The following is a 24,100-nucleotide window of genomic DNA, read 5'->3' as shown; positions in this document are numbered from 1 at the left end:
CTCTTGGGCTTGCGGGGCCCTTAGCCTTGCTCTTCGTCCGTCAGGGCGACGTGGCTGTAGCCGCCGTCTACGTACATGATTTCAGCGCTGACGCCGGCAGCCAAATCTGACAACAAGAAGGCAGCCACATTGCCCACGTCTTCAATCGTGATATTGCGGCGGATGGGCGTGTTGGCAGCGAACTGAGTCAGCAATTTGCCGAAGTCCTTGATGCCCGAGGCGGCCAAGGTTTTGATCGGGCCTGCCGACAAGCCGTTCACCCGTACCGCGCGCTTGCCCATCGATTGCGCCAAGTAGCGCACGCTGGCTTCCAGTGAGGCCTTGGCCAGACCCATGGTGTTGTAATTCGGCACATAGCGTGCGGCACCCAGATAAGACAGGGTCAACAGCGAAGCGCCGGCGCGCAGGCGCGGTGCGGCCAGCTTGGCCATGGCGGGGAAGCTGTAGGCCGAGATGTCGTGCGCAATACGGAAGTTCTCGCGGGTCAAACCGTCCAGAAAATCGCCAGCAATGGCGTCGCGCGGTGCGAAGCCGATGGAGTGCACAAAGCCGTCAAACTCAGGCCAGGCTTGGCCCAAATCGGCAAACAGGGCTTCCAGTTGTTCGTCGCTGGAGACGTCGCAATCAAACACCAGCTTTGAATCAAACTCGGCGGCAAATTCGGTGATGCGATCTTTGAATCGTTCGCCTTGATAGCTGAACGCCAATTCCGCACCCTCGCGGTGGCAGGCTTTTGCAATGCCGTAAGCGATGGATCGGTTGGACAGTAGGCCGGTGATCAGCAATCGCTTGCCTGCGAGAAATCCCATAGTGGCTCCTTTGGTTTGAATCAACCGGGGATTTTCGCATGGCATTGCGTGCTTGCAAGCCGCAAGCTTGTCGGCACAGTGCTTGCATAGTACAATCCCGGCTTCGCTAAGGCAGCTCGATGCTTATGCAATAAGTCATTGGCGTTAAGTCAGTGCATTTGATGCAAGCGAGCGGGCGCCAGAAGCAAGGTGAATATGGCAGGCCGGATGGATTTGACTCGTAGAGTGGATCGATCTGGTTGGGCAAGCAGGGGTTGGGCGGATTCATCCAGCCCATTTTTTTTGCTTGAACGTTCTTTGCATAAAATTTGAGCCGCTGACCGGGGTCGCCGTAAGCGATTCGCGAAAACGCAAGAGAGATCGAAGAAATACCACGCATGAATTGGCAAGAAGCTGTTGAAAAAACCGTAACCGGTCTCGGTTACGACTTGGTGGACTGCGAGCGCAGTCCGGCTGGATTGCTGCGTGTGTACATCGATAAATTGCCTGAGCAAGCCCTGGCGGGTGAGTTGATCAGCGTCGAAGACTGTGAGCGCGTGACGCGGCAGTTGCAGTATTTGCTTGAGGTCGAGGCCTGTGCCTATGAGCGGCTAGAGGTTTCCTCGCCCGGGCTGGATCGTCCTTTGAAGAAGGCGGCTGAATATGCGCGCTTTGTGGGCGAAGAAATCGAACTGACGCTGCGCATGCCTTTTCAGGGGCGCAAAAAATATCGCGGCTTGCTGAGCGCTCAAGTGGCCTTGGATGCTGTGGCCGCTGAGTCGGCTGAGGCTCAGCCCGCAGTCGAGGGCGCTGCAGCCGCAGTGGCTGCAGCGCTGCCAGTCTCGGATGCATGGCGTGTGATTTTCAATGATGGCAAGGCCGACCAGGCCTTGGATTTTTCCCTTGAAGAAGTGCGTGAGGCGCGACTGGTGCCTGCGATCAGCTTCAAGGGTCGCGGCGTGAAGCCGGCTCCTGCGAAGAAGCCGGCGCGGAGCAAGCCGGCGCGAAAAGATGACAAAGTAGACGGAGGTCCTGATCAATGAACCGCGAACTGTTGATGTTGGTGGACGCGATTTCTCGCGAGAAGAGCGTCGAACTCGACGTCGTGTTTGGTGCTGTTGAAGCAGCGCTGGCTTCGGCCACCAAAAAGCTGTGTGGTGGCGAAGCCGATATTCGCGTGTCTGTTGATCGCGAGTCTGGCGCCTACGAGACCTTCCGTCGCTGGCATGTTGTGCCCAATGAGGCCGGCCTGCAAAACCCTGACGCCGAAATCCTGCTGTTTGAAGCTCAGGAACAAATTCCTGACATCGAGGTGGAAGACCACATCGAAGAGCCAATCGAATCGGTGCCAATCGGTCGCATTGGCGCACAAGCCGCCAAGCAAGTCATTCTGCAAAAGATCCGTGACGCTGAGCGTGAACAGTTGCTGAACGACTTCTTGGCTCGTGGCGAGCAAATCTTCGTCGGCACCGTCAAGCGTTTGGACAAGGGCGACATCATTGCCGAGTCCGGCCGCATCGAAGGACGCCTGAAGCGCACCGAGATGATCCCCAAGGAAAATCTGCGCACCGGTGACCGTGTTCGTGCGGTGATCCTGGGTGTGGACCCGACCCAACGCGGCCCGCAGATCATGCTGTCGCGCAGCGCACCTCAGTTCATGACCGAGTTGTTCGCTCAGGAAGTGCCTGAGATCGAACAAGGTCTGCTGGAAATCAAGAGCTGCGCTCGCGACGCCGGCTCGCGTGCCAAGTTGGCTGTGCTCTCGCACGACAAGCGCGTCGACCCCATCGGCACCTGCGTTGGCGTGCGGGGTTCGCGCGTCAACGGCGTGACCAATGAGTTGGCCGGTGAGCGTGTGGACATCGTGCTGTGGTCGGAAGACCCGGCTCAATTCGTGATCGGCGCCTTGGCGCCGGCGAATGTGCAGTCCATCGTGGTGGACGAAGAACGTCATGCCATGGACGTGGTGGTGGACGAGGAAAACCTCGCCATTGCCATCGGCCGTGGCGGCCAGAACGTGCGGCTCGCTTCCGAGCTGACCGGCTGGCGTATCAACATCATGTCGGCCGAGGAATCGGCCGTGAAGCATGAGCAGGAATCGGAATCGGTGCGCAAGCTCTTCATCGAGAAACTCGATGTGGATGCCGAAGTCGCCGATATCCTGATCGCCGAGGGTTTTACCAGCCTGGAAGAAGTGGCCTACGTGCCTATGCAGGAAATGCTGGAAGTTGAGGCCTTCGACGAGGACACGGTCAATGAGCTGCGTACCCGCGCAAAAGATGCTCTGTTGACCATGGAGATTGCCCGCGAAGAGAAGGTCGAGGAAGTGTCCCAAGACCTGCGTGATCTGGAAGGCATGACGCCTGATCTGATCGCCAAACTCTCCGATGGCGACATCCACACTCGCGACGACCTGGCCGATCTGGCCGTCGACGAACTCGTTGAAATCGCTGGCATGGAAGAGGGCGCCGCCCGCACCATGATCATGAAGGCCCGCGAACATTGGTTCACTGCTTGAGGCCTTATGGCTTCATTCAAAACCCATCATTCGCCCAGCACCGACCGCATAAGTTAAGGATTCAACAATGGCTGTGACCACCGTCGCCCAGTTTGCCGCAGAGCTGAATAGGCCTGCGAGCACGCTGCTTGAGCAGCTTCAAGCAGCAGGCGTCAAGACCGCGTCTACCGATGACGCATTGAACGAAGCCGACAAGGAGCGTCTGCTTGACTACCTGCGCACCTCGCACGGGACCGCAAGCGCCGACCGCAAAAAGATCACGCTGACCCGCAAGTCGACCAGCGAAATCAAGCAAGCCGATGCCAGTGGCAAGGCTCGCACCATTCAGGTGGAAGTGCGCAAGAAGCGCACCTTCGTCAAGATGGACGGCGTGGCCGGTGTCGATGAAGCCGCAGCCGCTGCGGCTGAAGAGGCTGATTTGCAGCGTCGCGAAGACGAGGCCAAGGCCCAAGCCGCTTCCTTGCGCCAGCAAGAAGAAGAGCTGGCCGCTCGCGTTCGTGAACGTGAAGAAGCCGATCGCTTGGCTCGCGAAGCTGAAGAGCAGCGCCGTCAAGAGAAGGCCGCCGCTGAAGCTCGTGCTGCTGAAGAAGCCGCCGCTCGCGTCGCTGCTGAAGCCGCTGAGGCTGCAGCCGCCAAGGCCGCCAGCAAGGCGACCAAGGCTCGCCCCACCGCTGAGTCGGTGGCACGTGAAGCCGCCGCCATCAACAAGGCCGCTGCCGCTGCTCGCGCGCCTGCGCCCGCACCGGTTGTAGCGCCCGTCGCTGCTCCGGTCGCTGTTGCGCCAGTTGAAGCGCCCGCTGCGGCAGTTGCCGCTCCGGCCGCTGCCCCTGCCGCCACTGAAGCGCCCAAGCCCGCACTGCGCGTGGTGAAGGCTGTGGACGTCGGCGCAGAAGAAAAGCAAAAGGCCGTGGACCTTGAGCGCCGCCGCAAGGCCGCTGAGGCCGAAGCTGCCGCCATTCGCGCGATGATGAATGCACCTAAGAAGGTGATGGTAGCGAAGAAGGAAGAACCCAAGCCGGTTGAAGCGCCGAAGGAAGCCATCAAGGGCACCATCCATAAGAAGGTGGGCGCTCCTGGTGCACCTGCGGCCGGTGCTGCTACGGCAGCCAAGCCTGGTGACAAGAAATCGGTCAAGTCCGAAAAGCTCTCGTCGAGCTGGTCGGATGACAAGAAGCGTGGCGGCGCCAAGCCTGCCGGTGCTGCTGCACCCGGCGGTGCGCGTCCTGCTGCTGGCGGCTGGCGTGCGCCGAGCCGCGGTGCGGCCGGTGGTCGTCGTGGTGGCTCTGATCGTGGTGCCGATCGTCGTGGCGGAGCGCCGTCGACCTTCGTCGCGCCCGCCGAAATGCAGGTGCAAGAGGTTCACATCCCCGAGACCATCTCGGTGGCCGATTTGGCCCACAAGATGTCCATCAAGGCCTCTGAGGTCATCAAGCATTTGATGAAGCTGGGCCAGATGTGCACCATCAACCAGCAGCTGGACCAAGAAACGGCCATGATTTTGGTCGAAGAAATGGGTCACAAGGCCTTTGCGGCCAAGCTGGATGATCCGGATGCCTTCCTCGAAGAAGAGGGCGCTGGCGCCGAGCAGGCCGAAGCCTTGCCGCGCGCTCCGGTCGTTACTGTTATGGGTCACGTCGACCACGGCAAGACCTCGCTGCTGGACTATGTGCGTCGTGCCCGTGTGGCCGCTGGCGAAGCTGGTGGCATTACGCAGCACATCGGTGCTTACCACGTGGAAACGCCGCGCGGCATGATCACCTTCCTGGACACCCCGGGTCACGCCGCCTTTACGGCCATGCGTGCTCGTGGTGCTACGGCGACCGACATCGTCATCCTGGTGGTGGCAGCGGACGACGGCGTGATGCCCCAGACCAAGGAAGCGATTCACCACGCCAAGGCGGCCGGTGTGCCGCTGGTCGTGGCGATGAACAAGATCGATAAGCCGGGCGTCAACATCGAGCGCCTGAAGGGCGAGTTGGTGGCTGAAGGCGTCGTTCCCGAAGACTTCGGTGGCGACACCCCCTTCGTGCCCGTCTCGGCCAAGACCGGCGAAGGCATGGATGCCTTGCTGGAACAAGTGCTGCTGCAAGCCGAAGTGCTGGAACTGACCGCTCCGGTGGCCTCGATGGCCAAGGGCCTGGTGATCGAAGCGCGTTTGGACAAGGGCCGCGGCCCTGTGGCCACCATCTTGGTGCAGTCCGGTACCTTGAAGCGCGGCGACGTGGTGCTGGCCGGTTCGACCTATGGCCGCGTTCGCGCCATGCTGGACGAAGACGGCAAGGCTGCGACCGAAGCCGGCCCGTCCATCCCGGTGGAAATTCAAGGTCTGACCGAAGTGCCGCAGGCCGGTGATGAATTCATGGTCCTGGCCGATGAGCGCCGTGCCCGTGAAATCGCCACCTTCCGCTCGGGCAAGTACCGTGATGTGAAGCTCTCACGTCAACAAGCCGCCAAGCTGGAGAATATGTTCTCCGACATGGCCGCTGGCGATGTGCAGACGCTGGGCATCATCATCAAGTCCGATGTGCAGGGTTCGCAAGAAGCGCTGGCTTCTTCGCTGCTCAAGCTGTCGACGCCCGAAGTCAAGGTCCAAATCGTGCACGCCGCTGTTGGTGGCATCAGCGAGTCGGACGTCAATTTGGCGATCGCCTCTAAGGCCGTCATCATCGGCTTTAACGTCCGTGCTGACGCTGGTGCGCGCAAGCTGGCCGAAGGCAATGCCGTTGATCTGCGCTACTACAACATCATTTACGACGCCGTGGATGAAGTGAAGGCAGCGATGACCGGCATGCTGGCTCCCGAGCAGCGCGAAGAAGTCATCGGCATGGCCGAGATCCGCACCGTGTTCGTGGCGACCAAGATCGGCACCATTGCCGGCTGTATGGTCACTGCAGGTACGGTCAACCGTTCGGCTCGCTTCCGCTTGCTGCGCGAAAACGTGGTGATCTACACCGGCGAAATCGACACACTCAAGCGCATGAAGGACGATGTGCGAGAAGTCCGCGAAGGCTTCGAGTGCGGTATCAAGCTGAAGAACTACAGCGACATCGCCGAGGGCGATCAGCTGGAATTTTTCGAGGTCAAGGAAGTGGCCCGAACGCTGTAAGGCGGATTTGCCCTCACCCAGAGCAAACCCCGCCCTCCCAAGAGTGGCGGGGTTTGTACTTGTGGGTCCGGGCAATGAGCACCGAGCAAGGAGTAGCTGAATATGCGACATAAACGAGTCATCCCTAACCGCAGCTTTCGTGTGGCCGACCAGATCCAACGCGATCTGGCCGAGTTGATCCGCGAGCTGAAAGATCCCCGTATCGGCATGGCCACGGTCAATGCCGTCGAGGTCACGCCTGACTATGCGCATGCCAAGGTCTTCTTTTCGGTGCTGGTCGGCGACCCGGTGGAAACCGGCGAGGCCTTGAATGAAGCGGCCGGCTTTTTGCGCAACGGCTTGTTCAAGCGTTTGCAAATCCACACCGTGCCCAGCCTGCATTTCCATTACGACCGCACGATTGAGCGCGCCGCTGAGCTGAGCGCCTTGATCAACAAGGCGAACGCCACGCGAGCCTTGGACGATGAGGCGCAAGCTGATGCACAAGGTGAGGCGCCTGCCGCCGAAGCCGAAGCGCCATCGGCAGATGCCAAAGACCGCGCATCCGAGTAAATTCATCCGATGACGACCACCCAAGCCCCGCGCACGAGGATCCAGCGCCGTGCCGTGCACGGTGTGCTGCTCCTGGACAAGCCGTTGGGCCTGTCCAGCAACGATGCGCTGCAAAAAGCCAAATGGCTGTTGCGGGCGGAGAAGGCCGGCCATACCGGCACGCTGGACCCCTTGGCCACCGGCTTGTTGCCGCTGTGTTTTGGGGCGGGTACCAAGTTCAGCCAGGTCAGCCTGGATGCAGACAAGGCCTATGAGGCCACGCTGTTTCTCGGCTTGACCACCACCACCGGCGACGCCGAGGGTGAGGTGCTGGACCGTCAAGAAGCCGCGGCTCAGGCCGTGACGCGCGAGCAGATCGAAGCCGCTTGCGCTCAGTTCACCGGCGAGATCGATCAGGTGCCGCCGATGTATTCGGCGCTCAAGCACGAAGGCCGGCCGCTCTATGAATACGCCCGTGCCGGCATCCATATCGAGCGGCCTTCGCGCCGCGTCACGATTCATTCGATTGACATCTTGGGCTGGCAAGCTGAGCAGTTGACCCTGGCGGTGCGCTGCAGCAAGGGCACCTATATCCGCACGCTGGCCGAAGATCTCGGCCGCGTTTTGGGTTGTGGCGCCTCACTGAGCGCGCTGCGCCGCACGGGCTCTGGCCCCTTGAATGTTGAGCAAGCCATCAGTCTGGACGCCTTGGCGGCCTTGACCGAAGTTGAGCGGGAGGCTTTGCTGCGTCCGCCCGACGCCTTGTTGGCGGACTGGCCCGAGCTGCGACTCAGCAGCGACGAGGCCGCCCGCTTCTTGACCGGTCTGCGGCGCCGTGTTGCCGCCCCCGATGCGCCGCAGGTGCGGGTTTACGGACCCGAACCGCAAGCCTTTCTAGGCAGCGCCCATATCCAGGCCGGTGACTTGATTGCCGACCGACTGTTGAGCCCCGCGGAGGTGCAAAGTCTTTGCACCGCAGACGCCGCCTCAACCGTTTGAAGTCCAGAATTTTTTGAAAGTGTCGTATGAGCAAGCAGATTCGTAACATCGCCATCATCGCCCACGTTGACCATGGCAAAACCACCATGGTCGACCAATTGCTGCGTCAAAGCGGCACCTTCGCCGACCACGAAAAAGTCGTCGACACAGTGATGGACAACAACGCCATCGAACGTGAGCGCGGCATCACGATCTTGGCCAAGAACTGCGCCGTGTCTTGGGAAGGCACTCACATCAACATCGTCGACACCCCGGGCCACGCGGACTTCGGCGGTGAAGTCGAGCGCGCCTTGTCCATGGTGGACGGTGTGGTGCTGCTGATCGATGCGCAAGAAGGCCCGATGCCTCAGACTCGCTTCGTGACCAAGAAGGCCTTGGCCCTGGGTCTGAAGCCTATCGTGGTGGTCAACAAGGTCGACAAGCCGGGTGCCAAGCCTGACGCCGTCATCAACGCCGCTTTCGACCTGTTCGACAAGCTGGGCGCGACCGACGAGCAACTCGACTTCCCGGTGGTGTACGCCTCGGGCATCAACGGCTGGACCTCGCTCGAAGAGGGCACGCCCGGTGAGCAGTGGGGCCCGGACATGTCCGCCCTGTTCAACACCGTGCTGAAGCATGTGCCGGCCCAGTCGGGTGACCCGGCTGCTCCGCTGCAGCTGCAAATCTCGGCGCTGGACTTCTCGACCTTCGTCGGCCGTATCGGCGTGGGCCGTATCAGCCAAGGCACCATCAAGCCTGGCATGCAAGTCGCAGTGATGGAAGGCCCGGACGGCAAGTCCATCAATGGCCGTATCAACCAAGTGCTGACCTTCCAAGGTCTGGACCGCGTGCAAGTGACCGAAGCCGGCCCCGGCAACATCGTGCTGATCAACGGTATCGAGGACATCGGTATCGGCGTGACCGTCACCGACCAAGCCAACCCCAGCCCGCTGCCCATGCTGAAGGTGGACGAGCCGACGCTGACCATGAACTTCTGCGTCAACACCTCGCCCCTGGCCGGCCGTGAAGGCAAGTTCGTCACCAGCCGCCAAATCTGGGACCGTCTGCAAAAAGAACTGCAGCACAACGTGGCTCTGCGCGTGAAGGAAACCGACGAAGACGGTATCTTTGAAGTGTGTGGTCGTGGTGAATTGCACCTGACCATCCTGTTGGAAAACATGCGCCGTGAAGGCTATGAGCTGGCTGTGTCCAAGCCGCGCGTGATGTTCCAAGACATCGACGGCGTGAAGTGCGAGCCAATGGAACTGGTGACGGCCGACGTGGAAGAAATCCACCAAGGTGGCGTGATGCAGGCCCTGGGTCTGCGCAAGGGCGAAATGCTGAATATGGAGCCGGACGGCCATGGTCGCGTGCGCCTGGAGTACCGCATTCCGGCTCGTGGCCTGATCGGTTTCTCCAACGAGTTCATGAACTTGACCCGTGGTTCCGGCCTGATCTCGTCGATCTTCGACGGCTACGAAGCCCACAAGGGTGAAATCGGCGGCCGTAAGAACGGCGTGCTGATCTCCATGGACGATGGCGAAATCTTCACCTACGCGCTGGGCAAGCTGGATGATCGCGGCCGCATGTTCGTGAAGCCGAATGACCCGGTGTATGAAGGCATGATCGTCGGCATCCACAGCCGCGACAACGATCTGGTGGTTAACGCCACCCGCACCAAGCAGCTGACCAACTTCCGCGTTAGCGGCAAGGAAGACGCGATCAAGATCACGCCTCCGATCGACCTGACCTTGGAATACGGCGTCGACTTCATTGACGACGACGAGTTGGTCGAAATCACGCCGAAGAGCGTGCGTCTGCGTAAGCGTCACCTGTCGGAGAACGAGCGCAAGCGCGCGTCGCGCAGCTAAAGCTTTGCTACGCGCGCTTGCTGCGCGCTGTGTTTGGCTCCCTCCAGCCTCCCTCCAAGAGGAAGGCTCTAATCAGTTGGACGCCCGCGGCCCCCTTGGGGCCGCTCTCATTTGCTGAGCATGACCCATCGCAAGGCTGTCTTTTTGATGCTGCTGGTCACCCTGCTGTGGAGTACAGCAGGCGTGGTGACGCGTCATCTGGAAGCGGCGCGGGGCTTTGAGCTGACTTTCTGGCGCAGCGGATTCAATGCCTTGGCTTTGCTGCTGGGCTTGTATTGGCTGCGCGGGCCTGCCCTGTGGTCGCAATTGCGTTCGGCACCCGCTTTGGTGTGGGTGTCAGGCCTTTGCTGGGCAGTAATGTTCACGGCTTTCATGGTGGCATTGACGCTGACCACGGTGGCCAATGTCTTGGTCACCATGGCTTTGGGGCCTTTGCTGACGGCACTGCTGTCGCGTTTGGCGCTCAAGCATCAGATGCCGGCGCGCACCTGGTGGGCGATCGCCTTGGCCAGCATCGGGATCGCCTGGATGTTTGGCCATGAGATGGCGGCGTCCAACGATGCCTCCATCGCGAGCGCGTCCGGCGTGCTCGGTATTTTGGTGGCGCTGGGTGTGCCCATGGCCGCGGCGGTGAATTGGTGCGTGCTTCAGCATGTGGGGCATCTCAGTTCCACGGCGCCAGAGCCGAGCGAAGCGCAAACTCAGCTTCGCTCCGCGGTAGACGACATGCCCTTGGCTGTGCTGTTCGGCGCGCTGATCTCCACCGCGCTCATGTTGCCCCTGGCCTGGCCCATGCAGGCCAATGGGCATGATCTGGCATTGCTGGCTGGCTTGGGTGTGTTTCAACTAGCGATCCCCTGCCTGCTGGTAGTGCGGCTGAGCCGCGTCTTGATCGGCCCTGAACTGGCCTTGCTGGGCCAGTTGGAAGTGGTGCTCGGTGTCTTGTGGGCCTGGGTCTGGGGCGGCGAGACACCGTCTTCTGCCGCTATGCTTGGCGGTTCACTGGTCCTGCTGGCCTTGATCGCGAATGAGCTATTAGGATGGCGGGCTGAAAGCCGCCAGCCGGCCGCGCTCGATACCAATTCAACAACTCAAACTTCGCGGAGAGAGGCATGACGCCCCCCTTGATTCCTGCTTTGTGTTCTGGCGGCCAGATCGTGGCCGAGGTCAACGGTTGCCTGGGTCTGATCACCTTGAATCGGCCCGAGGCCTTGAACGCCCTGTCCCTGCCCATGATTCGCGATCTGAGCAGCTTGCTTTTGCATTGGGCCAGCACGCCAGCTATCGAAGCGGTGGTGGTCATGGGGGCTGGGCGCCCAGGCAAGCCGGCGGCGTTTTGTGCTGGCGGCGATATTCGCTTTTTCCATCGTGCGGCCTTGGCCGGCGACGCGTCTTTGGGCGACTTCTTCACCGAGGAATACGCGCTCAATCACCTGATTCACAACTACGCCAAACCCTATATCGCCTTGATGGACGGTGTGGTGATGGGGGGCGGCATGGGCATCAGCCAAGGTGCGAAGTTACGTGTGCTGACCGATCATTCCAAGCTGGCCATGCCTGAAACTCATATTGGGCTGTTCCCCGATGTGGGAGGTGGCTACTTCCTCAGCCAATGCCCGGGTCATGTCGGTGAATGGCTGGCCTTGACGGGTCAGCCCATCGGCGCCGGCGATGCGATCGAGCTGAGCTTGGGCGACGTGTATGTTCAAAGCTCCGCCATGCCGGCCTTGATCGAGGCCTTCAAGCAAGGCGAGCAGTCGAGTGCCGAGCATGTGGTCGCCACGGTGATGGAGCATGTGGATCTGGCCCCTGCAGCAGACCATGTCAGCCTGCGCAGCCGTATCGATCGTCACTTTGCGCATGCCGATGTGGCAGCCATCATGACCTCGCTGGCCAGTGCTGATGATGAATGGGCTCAGCATCAATTGGCCACATTGAAGAAGCGCTCGCCCTTGATGATGGCCGTAACGCTGGAGCAACTGCGCCGCGCCCGCAAGCTCAGCTTGGCCGAAGACCTGCGCATGGAGCGCGATATCGTGCACCACTGCTTTCATCTGCGTCCGGCCGAGCAGAGTGAAACGGTGGAAGGCATTCGTGCTTTGGCTGTCGACAAAGACCATGCGCCGCGCTGGAACCCGGCCCGCATCGAAGACGTCAGCCGCGAAGAAGTGTTGGCATTTTTCGCCTCGCCTTGGGCCGCAGATTCGCATCCGCTGCGGGATCTGAAGTAGGCCTAAAGCTGAGCTCAGCGGCACCCCATAATGACGGCAAGGTCTTACCGGACCTTGCCGTTTTTTCATCCGCAACCATTCCATGAGGATGCCCTGATGCCCACCGACATCGAGATTGCCCAGGCCGCGACCCTGAAGAAGATTCTCCCCTTGGCCAGTCAAACGCTGGACCTGCAGGAGGAGGCCTTGAGTCCCTTCGGGCACTTCAAAGCGAAGCTGAGTCTGAGCGAGGTCGAGCGTTTGCAGAGTCGCCCGAACGGGCATTTGATCTTGGTGACCGCCATCTCGCCGACACCGCCGGGCGAGGGCAAGACCACCACCACGGTGGGCCTGGGCGACGGGCTGAACTACATCGGTAAGAAGGCCATGATCTGTCTGCGCGAGCCCTCGCTGGGACCTTGCTTCGGCATGAAGGGCGGCGCGGCCGGAGGTGGCCGCGCACAGATCGTGCCCATGGAGGACATCAACCTCCACTTCACCGGCGACTTCCACGCCATCGCCCTGGCCAACAACCTGCTGGCTGCTCTGATCGACAACCACATCCACCACGGCAATGCACTCGGCATCGATGTGCGCCGCATCACTTGGCGGCGGGTGGTGGACATGAATGACCGGGCGCTGCGCGACATCACCGTCGCACTGGGCGGCCCCGGCAACGGCTACCCGCGCCAAGATGGCTTCGACATCGTGGTGGCCTCCGAGGTCATGGCCATCCTCTGTTTAGCGACTTCGCTGGAGGACTTGAAGCGGCGCCTGGGCAATATCGTCATCGGCAGCACCGCAGACAAGCGCCCCGTCACCGCCCGCGAGCTCAAGGCCGATGGCGCCATGGCCGCCTTGCTCAAAGATGCGCTGGCGCCAAATCTGGTGCAGACCCTGGAGGGCAATCTTGCCTTTGTCCATGGCGGTCCTTTTGCCAATATCGCCCATGGCTGTAACTCGGTGATCGCCACTCAGACGGCCCTCAAGCTGGCCGACTATGTGGTCACCGAGGCTGGTTTCGGCGCCGATCTGGGCGCCGAGAAGTTCATGAACATCAAGTGCCGCAAGGCGGGCTTGCAGCCCAGCTGCGCCGTCATCGTCGCCACCGTGCGGGCGCTCAAGTACCACGGCGGGGCGGATGCCAAAAAGCCTGGCAGCGACACCATCGATGCGCTGCAGACTGGCTTGGCCAACCTCGGTCGCCACATCGAAAACGTGCAGCAACACTACGGCTTGCCAGCCATCGTTTCCATCAACCGCTTCGATGCCGACACGGTCGAGGAGATCGCCCTGATCGAGGCCTATTGTCAGCAACGCAGTGTGCGCTGCGTGTTGGCCACACATTGGGCCGAAGGTGGTGCGGGTGCGGCCGAATTGGCCCGCGCGGTGGTGGTGCAGTGCGAGCAGGGCGGGGCGCGTGCGCCCAGCATTTATGCCGATGAGCCGCCGCTGGCCGACAAGATCCGCGCCATCGCCAGCAAGATTTACCGTGCTGGCGAGGTGGTGTTCGAGCCCAAGGCCGCCGCCCAGTTGCAGGAATGGCAGAACGCTGGCTGGGGCCAGCTGCCGGTCTGCATCGCCAAGACGCAGTATTCCTTCAGCAGCGATGCCACTTTGCGCGGAGCGCCTGAGGGTCATGTCTTGCGCGTGCGCGAGGTGCGACTGGCAGCGGGCGCTGAGTTTATTGTGGCCATCTGCGGAGACATCATGACCATGCCGGGCCTGCCCAAAGTGCCCTCCGCGGAACGGATTGATGTGGATTCGACCGGGCGCATCAGCGGTTTGTTCTGAACGGGCCTGCGCCCCGGGCGGGGATGGCGCCCGTGGGGTCCAAGACACTGGGCCGATAAAGCGGCCCAGCTTGTCATTTCCCCGCTGCTGGCCCAGGACTATGATGGTCTGAAGTGCCCATTGCTGCATCCCGCAGCCTGCACCACGATGCCCGCCATCAGCCAATCTGCCATCAGTCAGCCTGCAAGCGCGTCCGCCATGTCCGGTCATGGCTTTAACTCAGCGCTGCGCCTTGGGGCCTTGCTGGTGTTGATGTTGTTCGGCGTGTTTGCGGCCTATGTGCTGTCAGAAAAGCAGGTCGACCGGGCCAATGAGCAGCGCTTCCAGACCGTTCAGGTCGGCGAAGAATTGCGCCAGTCCTCGGATGATCTGACGCGCATGGTGCGTACCTATGTGGTCACGGGGGATCTTGCGTTTCGGCAGCGGTATCTGGATGTTTTGGCCATCCGCGATGGGCGCAAGCCCAGGCCTGCGCCTATCGGCAGCATTTACTGGGACTTGTTGGATTTGCCATCAGGTGCTCCGACTTCCGCCGAATTGCCTGCCAAGCCTCTGATGGAGCTCATTCGTGAGCAAGGCATCAGCCCGGAGGAGTTGAACCATCTCACCCAGGCCAAGCAGCGCTCGGACGAGCTGGCCAAAATTGAGTTGCATGCCATCGGTATGGTGGACGGTTTGCAGGACGATCAATTCGAGCGACGCCAGCGCGCAAGCCTGATGCTCAATGACGCCAGCTATCTGCAGACCAAGGCGGAAATTTTGGGCCACATCCAAGCCTACTACCACTTGATTGACGGGCGCACCTTGCAGCAGGTGCAAGTCGCCGAGCGGCGCGCCCGGCTGATGTGGATCTTGCTCAGCATCATCACCCTGAGCCTGCTTGGCACCTTGTTATGGGTTTATCGGGCACTGTCGCGGACCTTGGGCGGCAGCCCGCTGGAGATTCAGGCGCAAATCATGCGCATCGGCCAAGGCGATTTTTCTCAGCCCATCCAGGTACCCTTGCGCTTGAGTCAAAGCGTTTTGGGCTGGCTGGCGCAGATGCAGGCGCAGCTGCACAAAGCCGAGCAACACAAGGCCGAGGCTCAGTACCAGCGGGATCAGGTTTTGGCTTTGGACGCGCTGCGCGCTTTCATGATGGAGCAGTTGACCAGTTCCGCTGCAATGGGCGAGGTGCTGGAGGCCTTCATCCACCGCATCGAGGGCATGTTGCCCGGCACCTTGTGCAGCATCTTGCTCTTGGATGAGGAAGGCCAGCACCTGCTGATGGGGGCCGCGCCCAGTCTGCCGGCGCTCTACAACAAGGCGATTGATGGCGTCAGCATTGGTCCTTCCGTGGGTTCTTGTGGCACGGCAGCCTACACCGGGCAGCGCGTCATTGTTGAGGATATCGCTCACCATCCGTATTGGCGTGATTACGCGGACTTGGCCGCCAAAGCGGGCCTTGCCGCCTGTTGGTCCGAACCGATCCGATCGGGTGAGGGGCCCTTGCTGGGCACATTCGCGATGTACCGTCAGCAGCCGAGTGCGCCCGCCCCTTATGAAATCACCATCATTGAGTGTGCGGCCCGCTTGACTGCCCTGGCGATCGAACGCAAACGGGCGGAGATGCAATTGCAACTGCTCGCCAATGTGTTCGAGCATGGCAATGAGGTGATCATGATCACCGACCGCAAGGGCTGCTTGGTGCGGGTCAACAAGGCCTTCAGCACGGTCACAGGCTTCTCCGAAGCCGAGGCCTTGGGGCGCAATCCCCGCATATTGGCCTCGGGGCGTCAAGACAAAGGCTTTTATCGCCAGATGTGGGAGACCATTCAGCGCGAGGGCCAATGGTCGGGTGAGGTCTTGAATCGTCGCAAGGGTGGCGGGACCTATCCGCAATGGCTGTCCATCAGTGTGCTGCGCAATGCCCAAGGTGAGGTCAGCCACTACATGGCCATCGCCACAGACATCAGTCAGCGCAAGGAAGCCGAGGAGCGCATCCGCTTGCTGGCTGAGTTTGACCCCTTGACCCAGTTGCCGAATCGGCGGCTGCTGCAAGACCGGGTGCAAAACGCGATTCACCATGCGCGCCGGCACCACGAGCCGCTGGGGCTGATCTATTTGGACCTGGATCGATTCAAGAACGTCAATGATTCACTCGGGCACCACATCGGCGATGCCTTGCTGATCGCGGCGGCCGCCCGCTTCAGTGCCGCGCTGCGCGAGGAGGACACGGTCAGCCGCGTGGGCGGTGATGAGTTCGTGGTGCTGTGCCCCAACACAGACGCCAATGGCGTCGCTCATGTGGCGGGCAAACTCTTGGCCGCATGCCAGCCGCGCTATCAACTGGGCAGTCATGATTTGGCCGTCAGCTGCTCCTTGGGGATTGCGATGTTCCCAAGCGACGGCGACAGCTACGCTAGCTTGTCTATGTGTGCAGATACCGCCATGTACCGGGCCAAGCATGCCGGACGCAACACCTATCGGTTTTTCACGCCCGAGATGCAGTCGCAGTCGGCGCGCATGCTCTTGCTGGAAAACGAGTTGCGTCAAGCCTTGGAGCTTGGGCAGCTGCATCTGGTCTATCAGCCGCAAGTTGATTTGGCCCAAGGGCAGCTGCGCGGTGCCGAAGTGCTGCTGCGTTGGACGCACCCGACACTTGGGATGATCAGCCCCGCCGAATTCATTCCGATTGCCGAGGAGAGCGGCCTGATCGTCGCCATCGGCAGCTGGGTGATGCGCAGCGCCTGTCAGCAGCTTTGTGCCTGGCGCGCTGCCGGCTTGGCCTTGCCCTTGGTGGCGGTCAATTTGTCGGTGCTGCAGTTCCGCGAGATGGGCTTGCCTGAAATGGTGAAATCCACTCTGCAAGAGACCGGCCTGCCGCCCGAGTGTCTGGAGTTGGAGCTGACCGAGGGCATCGCCATGGATCATCCCGATGATGTGGTGGCGGCCATGAATCAGTTGCACGCGCTGGGCGTTTGCATCGCCATTGATGACTTTGGCACCGGCTACTCCTCATTGAGCTACCTGAAGCGCTTCCGCATGGACCGGCTCAAGATCGACCAGTCCTTTGTGCGCGACATCCACAGCGATGCCGATGACCGCGCCATCGTCGCCACCATCATTGGTCTGGCGCGCAGCTTGGGTTGCGAAACGATCGCCGAAGGGGTGGAAACCGAGCAGCAACTGGCTTTTCTGCGCGAACAGGGTTGCAATCAGGCGCAGGGCTATTTGATCAGTCGCCCTTTGCCCGGCCCGGAGTTCGAGCGTTGGGTGCGAGAGCGTCCTCTACTTGCCGAGCTGCCGTCCACGCCAGCCCACTGAACCCAGCGCTGGCCGCAGGAATTGCCGCCTTCTCCACGAGGCAAAGGCGGGGCCTGGGATAATGGCGGCGTGCGACAAGATCTGAACAACCCCTGGCGCCTCTCGGTGGCCCCCATGCTCGATTGGACCGACAAACATTGCCGGTTCTTCCATCGCCTCCTGACTCAAAAGACCCGGCTGTACACCGAGATGGTGACGACCGGTGCGCTGCTGCACGGCGATCAGCCTCGTCATTTGGACTTCAACTCCGAGGAGCATCCGGTCGCGCTTCAGCTGGGCGGCTCCGAGCCGGCCGATCTCGCCGCCTGCGCCAAGCTAGCTGAGCAATGGGGCTATGACGAGGTCAATCTGAATTGCGGTTGCCCCAGCGAGCGGGTGCAGCGCGGCGCTTTTGGTGCTTGTTTGATGGCGGAGCCCACTCTGGTGGCCGATGGCGTGAAGGCCATGCGCGATGCGGTGAGCATTCCCGTCACCGTCAAGCATCGCATTGGCATCGACAAGATCGAGAGCTACGAGTTTGTGCGCGACTTTGTCGGCCAAATCGCCGATGCGGGTTGCGAGGTCTTCATCGTTCATGCCCGCAATGCCTGGTTGCAAGGCCTGTCTCCCAAAGAGAATCGCGAGATTCCGCCGCTGCGCTATGAACTGGTGCATCAACTCAAACGAGACTTTCCGCAGCTCACCATCGTGCTCAATGGCGGTGTCAAGACGGATGATGAAATCGCTGAGCAGCTGCAGCATGTGGACGGCGTGATGGTGGGGCGGCAGGCTTACCACGAGCCTTGGCAGATGGTGGATTGGGACCGGCGCTTCTTCGGCACGCCCAATCCGGCGCAATCGCGTGAGCAGGTGGAGTCGGTCTGGCTGGACTATCTGGAGCGCCATGTGGCAGCCGGTGCCTATCACCACTGGACCCAAGCCATGCGTCATGCACTCGGACTTTGGAACGGTCAAGCCGGTTCGCGCCGCTGGCGGCAGATTTGGTCGGATCATCAATACAAGGCCCTGCCGCCTCGGGCAGTGGCGGAGTTGGCCAGCCAGTCCCGTCAAGGCATTGCGGCTCATGTGGCTGAACATCAAGCGCAGACCTTGGCGCTACGGGATTCACAGGTCAACGAACCGGCGTCTTGATGCCAACGCAGCTTTACTTTCACTGCTTTGAGACGGCGCTGGGTTGCTGCGCTATCGCATGGAGTGAGTGGGGCATCAAGGGCTCTCAGCTGCCGGAGGAGACGGCATCCCTGACGCGCGATCGCATCAGAGCGCGTTTTCCGAGTGCGCGCGAATCGTCACCGACAGCGTCTGTCCAGCCGGCGATTCAGTCCATTCAGCGGCTCTTGGCTGGCGAATGTGCCGAAGCCGCCGAGTTGCAGGCAGTGCATTTGGATGAGTCGGATATCCCGGAGTTCAAACGTCAGGTGTACGCCATCACCCGGCGCATCCCAGTGGGCCATACCCTCAGCTACGGCGATATTGCTCAGCGCTTGGGCCTCGCGGGTGCTGCGCGGGCGGTCGGGCAGGCCGAGGGCAGCAATCCCTTTGCACCCATCGTGCCTTGTCACCGGGTGTTGGGGGCGGGCGGCAAGCCGGTGGGGTTTTCGGCCCATGGTGGGGCCGACACCAAGTTGAAATTGCTGGCGATTGAAGCCCGCGCAAGTGGGCAGTTAGCGGCGGAGCAAGGCGATTTGTTCTGATGCCTGCCCTGTGCGCTTGAAGCGCGGCCTTAAAATCTCCCCCTGTTCTCTGCCCAAGGCCCTGCCATGTCTTTTGCCACCCTGGGCCTATCGCCCGCTCTGATTCGCGCTGTGCGGGAGCAGGGCTACCACGCGCCCACTGCTATTCAAGCGGCCGCCATTCCCGTCATTTTGCGCGGCTCCGATGTGCTGGGCTTGGCCCAAACCGGCTCGGGCAAGACTGCAGCTTTTGCCTTGCCTCTCTTGCAAATGGTGCTGCAGCAGCGCGGCAGTGGCGTGCGCCAGACGCGCGCTTTGGTGCTGGTGCCGACTCGGGAATTGGCGAGCCAGATCGGCGAAGCGCTGCAGGCTTTGGCGCAGGACCTGCCGGTTTCCTTGAAGGTTGCAACGGTCTATGGCGGCGTTTCGATTAATCCGCAAATGATGGCCTTGCGCGGCGGGGCCGATATCGTTGTGGCCACGCCGGGCCGCTTGTTGGATCTGCTGGATCACAACGCCTTGCGCTTGTCCGCGCTTAACACCCTGGTCTTGGATGAAGCGGACCGTCTGCTGGATTTGGGCTTTGCAGATGAGTTGCAGCGTGTCTTGGCGCTGTGCCCCAAGAAGCGTCAGAACTTGTTTTTCTCAGCTACGTTTGCTCCCGCGGTGCAGGCCTTGGCCGATGCATTGCTGAATGCGCCCGAGCGCATCGAGATTGCCGCAGAGCCAGAGCGCACTGCCGCCATCCACCAACGTTCCATCCAGGTCGATGAGAGCCGCCGCACGCCTTTGTTGCGCCATCTGTTGGAGACCGAGGCCTGGACTCGCGTGCTGGTCTTTGTGGCCACCAAATACGCTACCGAACATGTGTCCGACAAGCTCTGGAAGCAGGGCATCAAGGCAGCAGCCTTGCATGGTGAACTGAGCCAAGGCGGGCGCGCCAAGGTGCTGGCCGCCTTGAAGAATTCAGAAATCCAAGTACTGGTGGCCACCGATATCGCGGCGCGAGGCCTGGATATTCCCGATCTGCCGGTGGTGTTGAACTACGACCTGCCTCGCTCAACCGCTGACTACACCCACCGTATCGGGCGTACCGGCCGGGCCGGTCAGAGTGGGGTGGCGATTAACTTTGTCAGCGGTCACAGCAGCAATGGCGAGGCGCACTTTCGCTTGATTGAAAAGCGCCAGGGACAAAGGGTGCCGCGCGAGCAGATTGAGGGTTTTGAGCCTACCGATTTGGCCAATGCACCCGCTCCCACCGGCGGCGTCAAGGGCCTGCGCAAGAGCAAGAAAGACAAGTTGCGCGAAGCTGCCGCATTGGCCGCCAGCGCGGGTCAAGCAGGTTCAGCGGTAGCGTGACCACAGCAGCGTAGCCGACATCGGCTCCGCTGCGGTCGGGTCGGTATTGCCGGGGTCAAAGCCCGAGGGCAGATTGCGCAGATCGATCTTGGTGCTGGCGCCCAAGGTGCTGTTGCCGGCATTGTTGCCCAGGCGCCCTGCGGATACATAGCCGTGCACGATGGTGCTGCCGCCGGTGGTCAGAATATCGCCCGCCAAGACCGAGCCAAAGATGTCATTCGAAGCACTCAAGTCGATCTTGCCGCCGCTGTAAACCGTGCCAACATAGCCGCCCGAGCCGAAAGCGATATTGCCGCTGGGCACCGACTGCAGCTTGGTGTCTCCGGGCTTGCAGAAGTTGCTGGGCGCCAGACTTGGAAATCGGCTGTTGCTGCAGACATTGGCGTAGCCGGCGTAATTGACGGCCCAGGTCACATTGTTGCCACCGGTATTGATATTGCCGGTGGCGATCCAGCTGTTGTAGTAGGTGCCGCTGGCAGTTTCGAGGTCACCTTTGAACCAGGCCACGCCGGGCGCCATGGTGGTACCGGCCACCGTCCACTTGCTGCCGTTGTAGTTGAAGCAGCTGTTGTAGTCGGAGTAGCCCGCACAAATCTTGGCAGGGCAGGAGCCCGCACTGTAGGCATTGCCGGTGCAGAGGTAGTCCTGATTGGCGCCGCCGTCACCCTTCAGGAAATAGCTGCCGTTCGGGATGCCGTTCACATTGTTGACGGTGACTTTGGTGTCGCTCCCCACTCGCTCAAAAACATAGTTAGCAATTGCCTTGTAGGCGTAGGCGTCAAACTTGGGCGAGCTCACCGTGCCTGCGGTCAGCGGCGTCACATTGATGCTCAGTCCGGCTTGACGCGTCATATTGATTTGGGTGTTCCAAGCGGGAGAGATCAGGCTGCCCCCGTACTTGCCGCTGGCGACGCTGCCATTGCTTTTCTCTTCGTAGTTGCCGGCAACCAAGGCTTGTCCGCTGATCTGCGAGTTATTGCCCACTACATTGCCGCCGCTCTTCAGATTCACGAGTTTGGCCGCACCGTTCATGGTCACATTGCCGAGTGCCGTTAAATCGGTGACGCTATTGCTCTCGATGGTGACAGCACCGTTGGCGGTAAGGCTGCCTACGCCTACGCCGCCGCTGAGTGTCACGGTCTTCATCGCCTGCACGCTACTGTAGAGGCCGCTGCCGCTTAAATTGATGCTGCCCTCGGAGAAGAGCACATCCAGGTTGTTGCCGCCACCCAGCGTGATGTCGCCGGTGGCGTACAGATTGTTGATGCCGCTAAGGCTGCCGCTGCCGGTGACCTTGCCGTCCACGACCACCTTGGTCCCGCTGTCCCCGAGCACATCCAGCTTGCCGCCCAGGTCGAGATTGCCTTTGATATTGACGGCTGGCGACTTGGCACCGCCGCCCGGCGCGCCGCCATTGCCTTTGGCGCAGAAGGTGGCGGCCAGCAAGGAGTTGGCGCCGCCGCTGCTGCCGGTGATGTTGAAGCCGACCCGGGTGCCGCCGCCGCAGTTGGTGGTGTCAGCGGCGGTCACGTCCACCACACTGGCCGCAATGCCCGTGACACCGGCGAATGTGACGGCCTGGTTCGGGCTCAGTTTGGCGGCTTCGGTGGCGCCCAGTTGAAACAGATACTGGCGCACCGCCTCAACACCGTTCCAGGCTTTCAGCTGCGCCTGCGTCAGTGCGTGTACGGTGACCGATTGCGACTGCAAGCCGCGCACATAGTAGATCGCACCAAACACCATGGCGCCCAGCGACAAGCCACTCAGGAGCATGAACAGCACCGAGGAGATGCCGCGCTGAACACGTCGACTCGGGGACTTGAGGTGCAGGGATGAGCTCATGATGGGGTTTAGGAACTCAGATTGGCCAAGCAGCTGGTGTAGGTGTTGCTGCTGCCTGTGACGCTCGAACCATAGCCCAGCCTGACGGTGACGGAGGCGCTGGGAGCGGCCACTTTGCTGATGGCTTGGGGTACCGCACCAAACGGCCAGCAGGCGCTGTCTTTTTGGACCGACAAGGTCACCGCTTGCGCCAAGACGCTGCTTTCAATCAAGGTTCGGCGCAGCCAGGTGATCTTGCTCCACTGCGTATTCAAAGGGTTGCAAGAGCCGCTGGATTGGATGAGATAGAGCGCTCGCGTCGAGGGATCAGAAACCAGTCCGCTGCAGCGGTAGTCCGCGCTGTTGGCAGAGAGATTGGGGTTGCTGATCCAGACCACCGCATTGCCGTTTTGCGCGGCGGCGGTCACGTTCAAGACCGTGCCGCTGAGCGTCATGGCATCGGGGTTCAGGAGTGCATTCGTGAGCAGCAAAAAATGGCTGCCTGTACTGGGAGTTGTGAGGCCGTAGCCGGCGCCTTGCAGGGCGATCTGGGCGCTCAGCAAGCCGGAGGCGAGTTGGCCGTCCTGCACCGAGTTACGCACCAGTCCCCCATCACCAAATACGGTTTGGGTGGTGCTGCGGTACAGGGCCAGTGCGCCCAAGACCGCCATCATCGAGATCACCATCCCGACCATCAAGCTGATCAGGCTCAGCCCGGACTGTAAGAAGCGTGGCTGAAGGCTTGGCATGCTCAGTTCCCGACCGTCAGGGTGCCCGGGCCGAACAAGGTGTCGGCATCCACCGCGTATTGAACGATGGGCAAGCTGGCCGCTTTGGCGACTCCATTCACCGTGATGGTGACGGGCGTGACCGTGCAAGTCTTTTGCAGGCCTTGCAACTGCAGATCAGCCCCCATGGTCAAGACGCTGTTGGTGGTGGCATTGCCACTGGCGGGGCAGCCATTGGCCACGCCATTGCCTTGTAGGTCGGCGCGAATGCCTTGCACCGCCAGGCTTTGGCCTTTTTGATATTTCTGCGCGACCATGGCGCGACCCACGGCGTAGACCTGGCCCAGGCCAATCACGCCCAGCAAGACGGTGGCCACCAAGGCCTCGATCAGAGCGTCACCGCGCTGCGAGCGTCGCCGCTGCGAAGCTCGGCCTGGCGAAGACTTACCTTGAACGCTCAGGGTTTCAGTAGAGCGTGCCATCGCTGCTTTCCGTGCCCTTGCTGATGCTGAAACTCATCGAGGTGCCGCAATTGACGCCGCCGATGCTGGCGGCCACCGGCATGCCGGCGCTGTCCAGGGCCACGCATTGGCTGAATGCCCCATTGAGCTTGATGCTGGCGGGCGGCAAGGCGGTCCAGCCACTTTGGCCGGCTTGGCCACAGTCCAGCGCAGCCGGCAGACCGTCGCGCACACAGAGCTGCCCGGGCACGCTGACCAAGACTGCGGCGGCGGAAGCACTCACGCCACTGGGGTTGCGCAGGGCGCTGGCCTTGAGCTGGCTCATGGCCTGCTGCAGCATATGTTGGGTCTGACGAACTGCGGCCTGGCTGCCCCAGGACGAGGCAAAAGGGGCAACGGCCAGGGCGAGCAGCATCATGATGGCAATGCTGACCATCATCTCAATCAAGCTCAGCCCCGATTGCCCCTGAATCACCATGTCGTGAAACCGCAGCTGCTGCTGGCCGTGCGTGTATTCAGGTTGTCCAGCGTCAGATTGCAGCCGCTCAGCTTGTCCTTGCCGGTGGCGGTCAAGGTGTAGCTGCTGGCGGTGCTGACCAAGGTGTAATTGAAGTAAGCAGACTGCGCTGGCGACCAGGCTTTGAAATTGGTATTGCTGGCCACGGTGCCGGCGGCATTGACCGGGTACTTCAGCTGCAGCTGGAAATTGTTTTCCATATTCAAGGCCAGAGCGGCCAAGTCGGCGCTAGCGCCTTTGGCGCGGCTCTTGTTGACGTAGCTGGAGTAGGAGGGCAGAGCCACGGCGGCCAGAATCCCCGCCACCGCCAAGGTGATCATCAACTCGACCATGGTGAAGCCATGCGCCCGGTGCGACCTTTGCTTGCTGCGAGTGATGTGGTCTGGTCTCAATCTGGTTCCTTGCTGGGGATTTGTTGCGATCCACTTTGATACCAATT

19 protein-coding genes are annotated in these 24,100 nt (G+C 61.2%); 13 read left to right on the top strand and 6 right to left on the bottom strand.

The features are described from left to right. Positions 1 to 20 precede the first annotated feature (20 nt). Positions 21 to 809: an enoyl-ACP reductase FabI gene (gene fabI, locus LNV06_RS01915; protein ID WP_263536550.1), complete on the bottom strand. Its 789-nt coding sequence runs from the start codon at positions 807 to 809 to the stop codon at positions 21 to 23. A 377-nt stretch (positions 810 to 1,186) separates the two neighbouring features. Here fabI and rimP point away from each other — a divergent pair, with 377 nt between their 5' ends. The 13 genes from rimP to LNV06_RS01850 all read left to right on the top strand — a co-directional run bounded on the left by rimP (position 1,187) and on the right by LNV06_RS01850 (position 20,134). Then, positions 1,187 to 1,831, top strand: coding sequence for a ribosome maturation factor RimP (rimP, locus tag LNV06_RS01910; protein ID WP_263536549.1), 645 nt, complete (start codon positions 1,187 to 1,189; stop codon positions 1,829 to 1,831). Next, on the top strand, positions 1,828 to 3,306 hold the full coding sequence (gene nusA, locus LNV06_RS01905) for a transcription termination factor NusA (RefSeq protein ID WP_263536548.1): 1,479 nt from the start codon (positions 1,828 to 1,830) through the stop codon (positions 3,304 to 3,306). The genes rimP and nusA overlap by 4 nt, the downstream gene beginning before the upstream one ends. A gap of 67 nt (positions 3,307 to 3,373) precedes the next feature. Beyond that, positions 3,374 to 6,412 carry a translation initiation factor IF-2 gene (infB, locus tag LNV06_RS01900; protein WP_263536547.1) on the top strand — a complete coding sequence of 1,013 codons (3,039 nt, stop codon included), beginning with the start codon at positions 3,374 to 3,376 and terminating at the stop codon, positions 6,410 to 6,412. A 102-nt stretch (positions 6,413 to 6,514) separates the two neighbouring features. Then, positions 6,515 to 6,964: a 30S ribosome-binding factor RbfA gene (gene rbfA, locus LNV06_RS01895; protein ID WP_318013409.1), complete on the top strand. Its 450-nt coding sequence runs from the start codon at positions 6,515 to 6,517 to the stop codon at positions 6,962 to 6,964. 9 nt (positions 6,965 to 6,973) lie between these two features. Continuing rightward, positions 6,974 to 7,942, top strand: coding sequence for a tRNA pseudouridine(55) synthase TruB (gene truB / locus LNV06_RS01890; protein ID WP_263536546.1), 969 nt, complete (start codon positions 6,974 to 6,976; stop codon positions 7,940 to 7,942). Positions 7,943 to 7,968: 26 nt separating this feature from the next. Continuing rightward, positions 7,969 to 9,792 (top strand): translational GTPase TypA, encoded by a 1,824-nt coding sequence (typA, locus tag LNV06_RS01885; protein ID WP_263536545.1) that lies wholly within the window; start codon positions 7,969 to 7,971, stop codon positions 9,790 to 9,792. 120 nt (positions 9,793 to 9,912) lie between these two features. Beyond that, entirely contained in the window at positions 9,913 to 10,908 is a 996-nt protein-coding gene (locus LNV06_RS01880) for a DMT family transporter (protein WP_263536544.1), read from the top strand. Further along, positions 10,905 to 12,023: an enoyl-CoA hydratase/isomerase family protein gene (locus LNV06_RS01875; protein ID WP_263536543.1), complete on the top strand. Its 1,119-nt coding sequence runs from the start codon at positions 10,905 to 10,907 to the stop codon at positions 12,021 to 12,023. The genes LNV06_RS01880 and LNV06_RS01875 overlap by 4 nt, the downstream gene beginning before the upstream one ends. 96 nt (positions 12,024 to 12,119) lie before the next feature. Further along, the gene (locus tag LNV06_RS01870; protein WP_263536542.1) at positions 12,120 to 13,796 is read left to right on the top strand and encodes a formate--tetrahydrofolate ligase; all 1,677 of its coding nucleotides are present in this window, start codon (positions 12,120 to 12,122) and stop codon (positions 13,794 to 13,796) included. Between the two features lie 147 nt (positions 13,797 to 13,943). Then, entirely contained in the window at positions 13,944 to 17,102 is a 3,159-nt protein-coding gene (locus LNV06_RS01865) for a putative bifunctional diguanylate cyclase/phosphodiesterase (protein WP_263536541.1), read from the top strand. A gap of 114 nt (positions 17,103 to 17,216) precedes the next feature. Then, positions 17,217 to 18,233 carry a tRNA dihydrouridine(20/20a) synthase DusA gene (gene dusA / locus LNV06_RS01860; protein ID WP_411970071.1) on the top strand — a complete coding sequence of 339 codons (1,017 nt, stop codon included), beginning with the start codon at positions 17,217 to 17,219 and terminating at the stop codon, positions 18,231 to 18,233. A gap of 206 nt (positions 18,234 to 18,439) precedes the next feature. Then, entirely contained in the window at positions 18,440 to 18,796 is a 357-nt protein-coding gene (locus tag LNV06_RS22520; RefSeq protein ID WP_318013407.1) for a methylated-DNA--[protein]-cysteine S-methyltransferase, read from the top strand. 66 nt (positions 18,797 to 18,862) lie between these two features. Next, positions 18,863 to 20,134, top strand: coding sequence for a DEAD/DEAH box helicase (locus LNV06_RS01850; protein ID WP_263536538.1), 1,272 nt, complete (start codon positions 18,863 to 18,865; stop codon positions 20,132 to 20,134). Here the strand turns inward: LNV06_RS01850 and LNV06_RS01845 are convergent. Genes LNV06_RS01845 through LNV06_RS01825 form a run of 5 tightly spaced genes read right to left on the bottom strand, consistent with a single transcriptional unit; the run spans position 20,120 to position 24,053 of the window. After that, the gene (locus tag LNV06_RS01845; protein WP_263536537.1) at positions 20,120 to 21,976 is read right to left on the bottom strand and encodes a FapA family protein; all 1,857 of its coding nucleotides are present in this window, start codon (positions 21,974 to 21,976) and stop codon (positions 20,120 to 20,122) included. The two genes, LNV06_RS01850 and LNV06_RS01845, sit on opposite strands and share 15 nt — an antisense overlap. An 8-nt stretch (positions 21,977 to 21,984) precedes the next feature. Continuing rightward, positions 21,985 to 22,704: a PilW family protein gene (locus LNV06_RS01840; protein WP_263536536.1), complete on the bottom strand. Its 720-nt coding sequence runs from the start codon at positions 22,702 to 22,704 to the stop codon at positions 21,985 to 21,987. Between the two features lie 2 nt (positions 22,705 to 22,706). Then, the gene (locus LNV06_RS01835) at positions 22,707 to 23,165 is read right to left on the bottom strand and encodes a hypothetical protein (protein WP_263536535.1); all 459 of its coding nucleotides are present in this window, start codon (positions 23,163 to 23,165) and stop codon (positions 22,707 to 22,709) included. Further along, on the bottom strand, positions 23,149 to 23,622 hold the full coding sequence (locus tag LNV06_RS01830) for a type II secretion system protein (RefSeq protein WP_263536534.1): 474 nt from the start codon (positions 23,620 to 23,622) through the stop codon (positions 23,149 to 23,151). The genes LNV06_RS01835 and LNV06_RS01830 overlap by 17 nt, the downstream gene beginning before the upstream one ends. Continuing rightward, positions 23,616 to 24,053, bottom strand: coding sequence for a type IV pilin protein (locus tag LNV06_RS01825; protein WP_318013406.1), 438 nt, complete (start codon positions 24,051 to 24,053; stop codon positions 23,616 to 23,618). The genes LNV06_RS01830 and LNV06_RS01825 overlap by 7 nt, the downstream gene beginning before the upstream one ends. Positions 24,054 to 24,100: the final 47 nt, after the last annotated feature.

The sequence above is a fragment of the Paucibacter sp. Y2R2-4 genome (assembly GCF_025717535.1).
Lineage (GTDB): Bacteria > Pseudomonadota > Gammaproteobacteria > Burkholderiales > Burkholderiaceae_C > Paucibacter_A.
Note: the sequence above shows the minus strand (reverse complement) of the source record. Positions and strands in the feature narration are given on the sequence as shown.

Excerpts from the sequence above, each read along its gene's own strand:
- fabI (WP_263536550.1), bottom strand. The coding sequence starts at position 809 with ATGGGATTTCTCGCAGGCAAGCGATTGCTGATCACCGGCCTACTGTCC.
- rimP (WP_263536549.1), top strand. The coding sequence starts at position 1,187 with ATGAATTGGCAAGAAGCTGTTGAAAAAACCGTAACCGGTCTCGGTTAC.
- nusA (WP_263536548.1), top strand. The coding sequence starts at position 1,828 with ATGAACCGCGAACTGTTGATGTTGGTGGACGCGATTTCTCGCGAGAAG.
- infB (WP_263536547.1), top strand. The coding sequence starts at position 3,374 with ATGGCTGTGACCACCGTCGCCCAGTTTGCCGCAGAGCTGAATAGGCCT.
- rbfA (WP_318013409.1), top strand. The coding sequence starts at position 6,515 with ATGCGACATAAACGAGTCATCCCTAACCGCAGCTTTCGTGTGGCCGAC.
- truB (WP_263536546.1), top strand. The coding sequence starts at position 6,974 with ATGACGACCACCCAAGCCCCGCGCACGAGGATCCAGCGCCGTGCCGTG.
- typA (WP_263536545.1), top strand. The coding sequence starts at position 7,969 with ATGAGCAAGCAGATTCGTAACATCGCCATCATCGCCCACGTTGACCAT.
- LNV06_RS01880 (WP_263536544.1), top strand. The coding sequence starts at position 9,913 with ATGACCCATCGCAAGGCTGTCTTTTTGATGCTGCTGGTCACCCTGCTG.
- LNV06_RS01875 (WP_263536543.1), top strand. The coding sequence starts at position 10,905 with ATGACGCCCCCCTTGATTCCTGCTTTGTGTTCTGGCGGCCAGATCGTG.
- LNV06_RS01870 (WP_263536542.1), top strand. The coding sequence starts at position 12,120 with ATGCCCACCGACATCGAGATTGCCCAGGCCGCGACCCTGAAGAAGATT.
- LNV06_RS01865 (WP_263536541.1), top strand. The coding sequence starts at position 13,944 with ATGCCCGCCATCAGCCAATCTGCCATCAGTCAGCCTGCAAGCGCGTCC.
- dusA (WP_411970071.1), top strand. The coding sequence starts at position 17,217 with ATGCTCGATTGGACCGACAAACATTGCCGGTTCTTCCATCGCCTCCTG.
- LNV06_RS01850 (WP_263536538.1), top strand. The coding sequence starts at position 18,863 with ATGTCTTTTGCCACCCTGGGCCTATCGCCCGCTCTGATTCGCGCTGTG.
- LNV06_RS01845 (WP_263536537.1), bottom strand. The coding sequence starts at position 21,976 with ATGAGCTCATCCCTGCACCTCAAGTCCCCGAGTCGACGTGTTCAGCGC.
- LNV06_RS01840 (WP_263536536.1), bottom strand. The coding sequence starts at position 22,704 with ATGCCAAGCCTTCAGCCACGCTTCTTACAGTCCGGGCTGAGCCTGATC.
- LNV06_RS01835 (WP_263536535.1), bottom strand. The coding sequence starts at position 23,165 with ATGGCACGCTCTACTGAAACCCTGAGCGTTCAAGGTAAGTCTTCGCCA.
- LNV06_RS01830 (WP_263536534.1), bottom strand. The coding sequence starts at position 23,622 with ATGGTGATTCAGGGGCAATCGGGGCTGAGCTTGATTGAGATGATGGTC.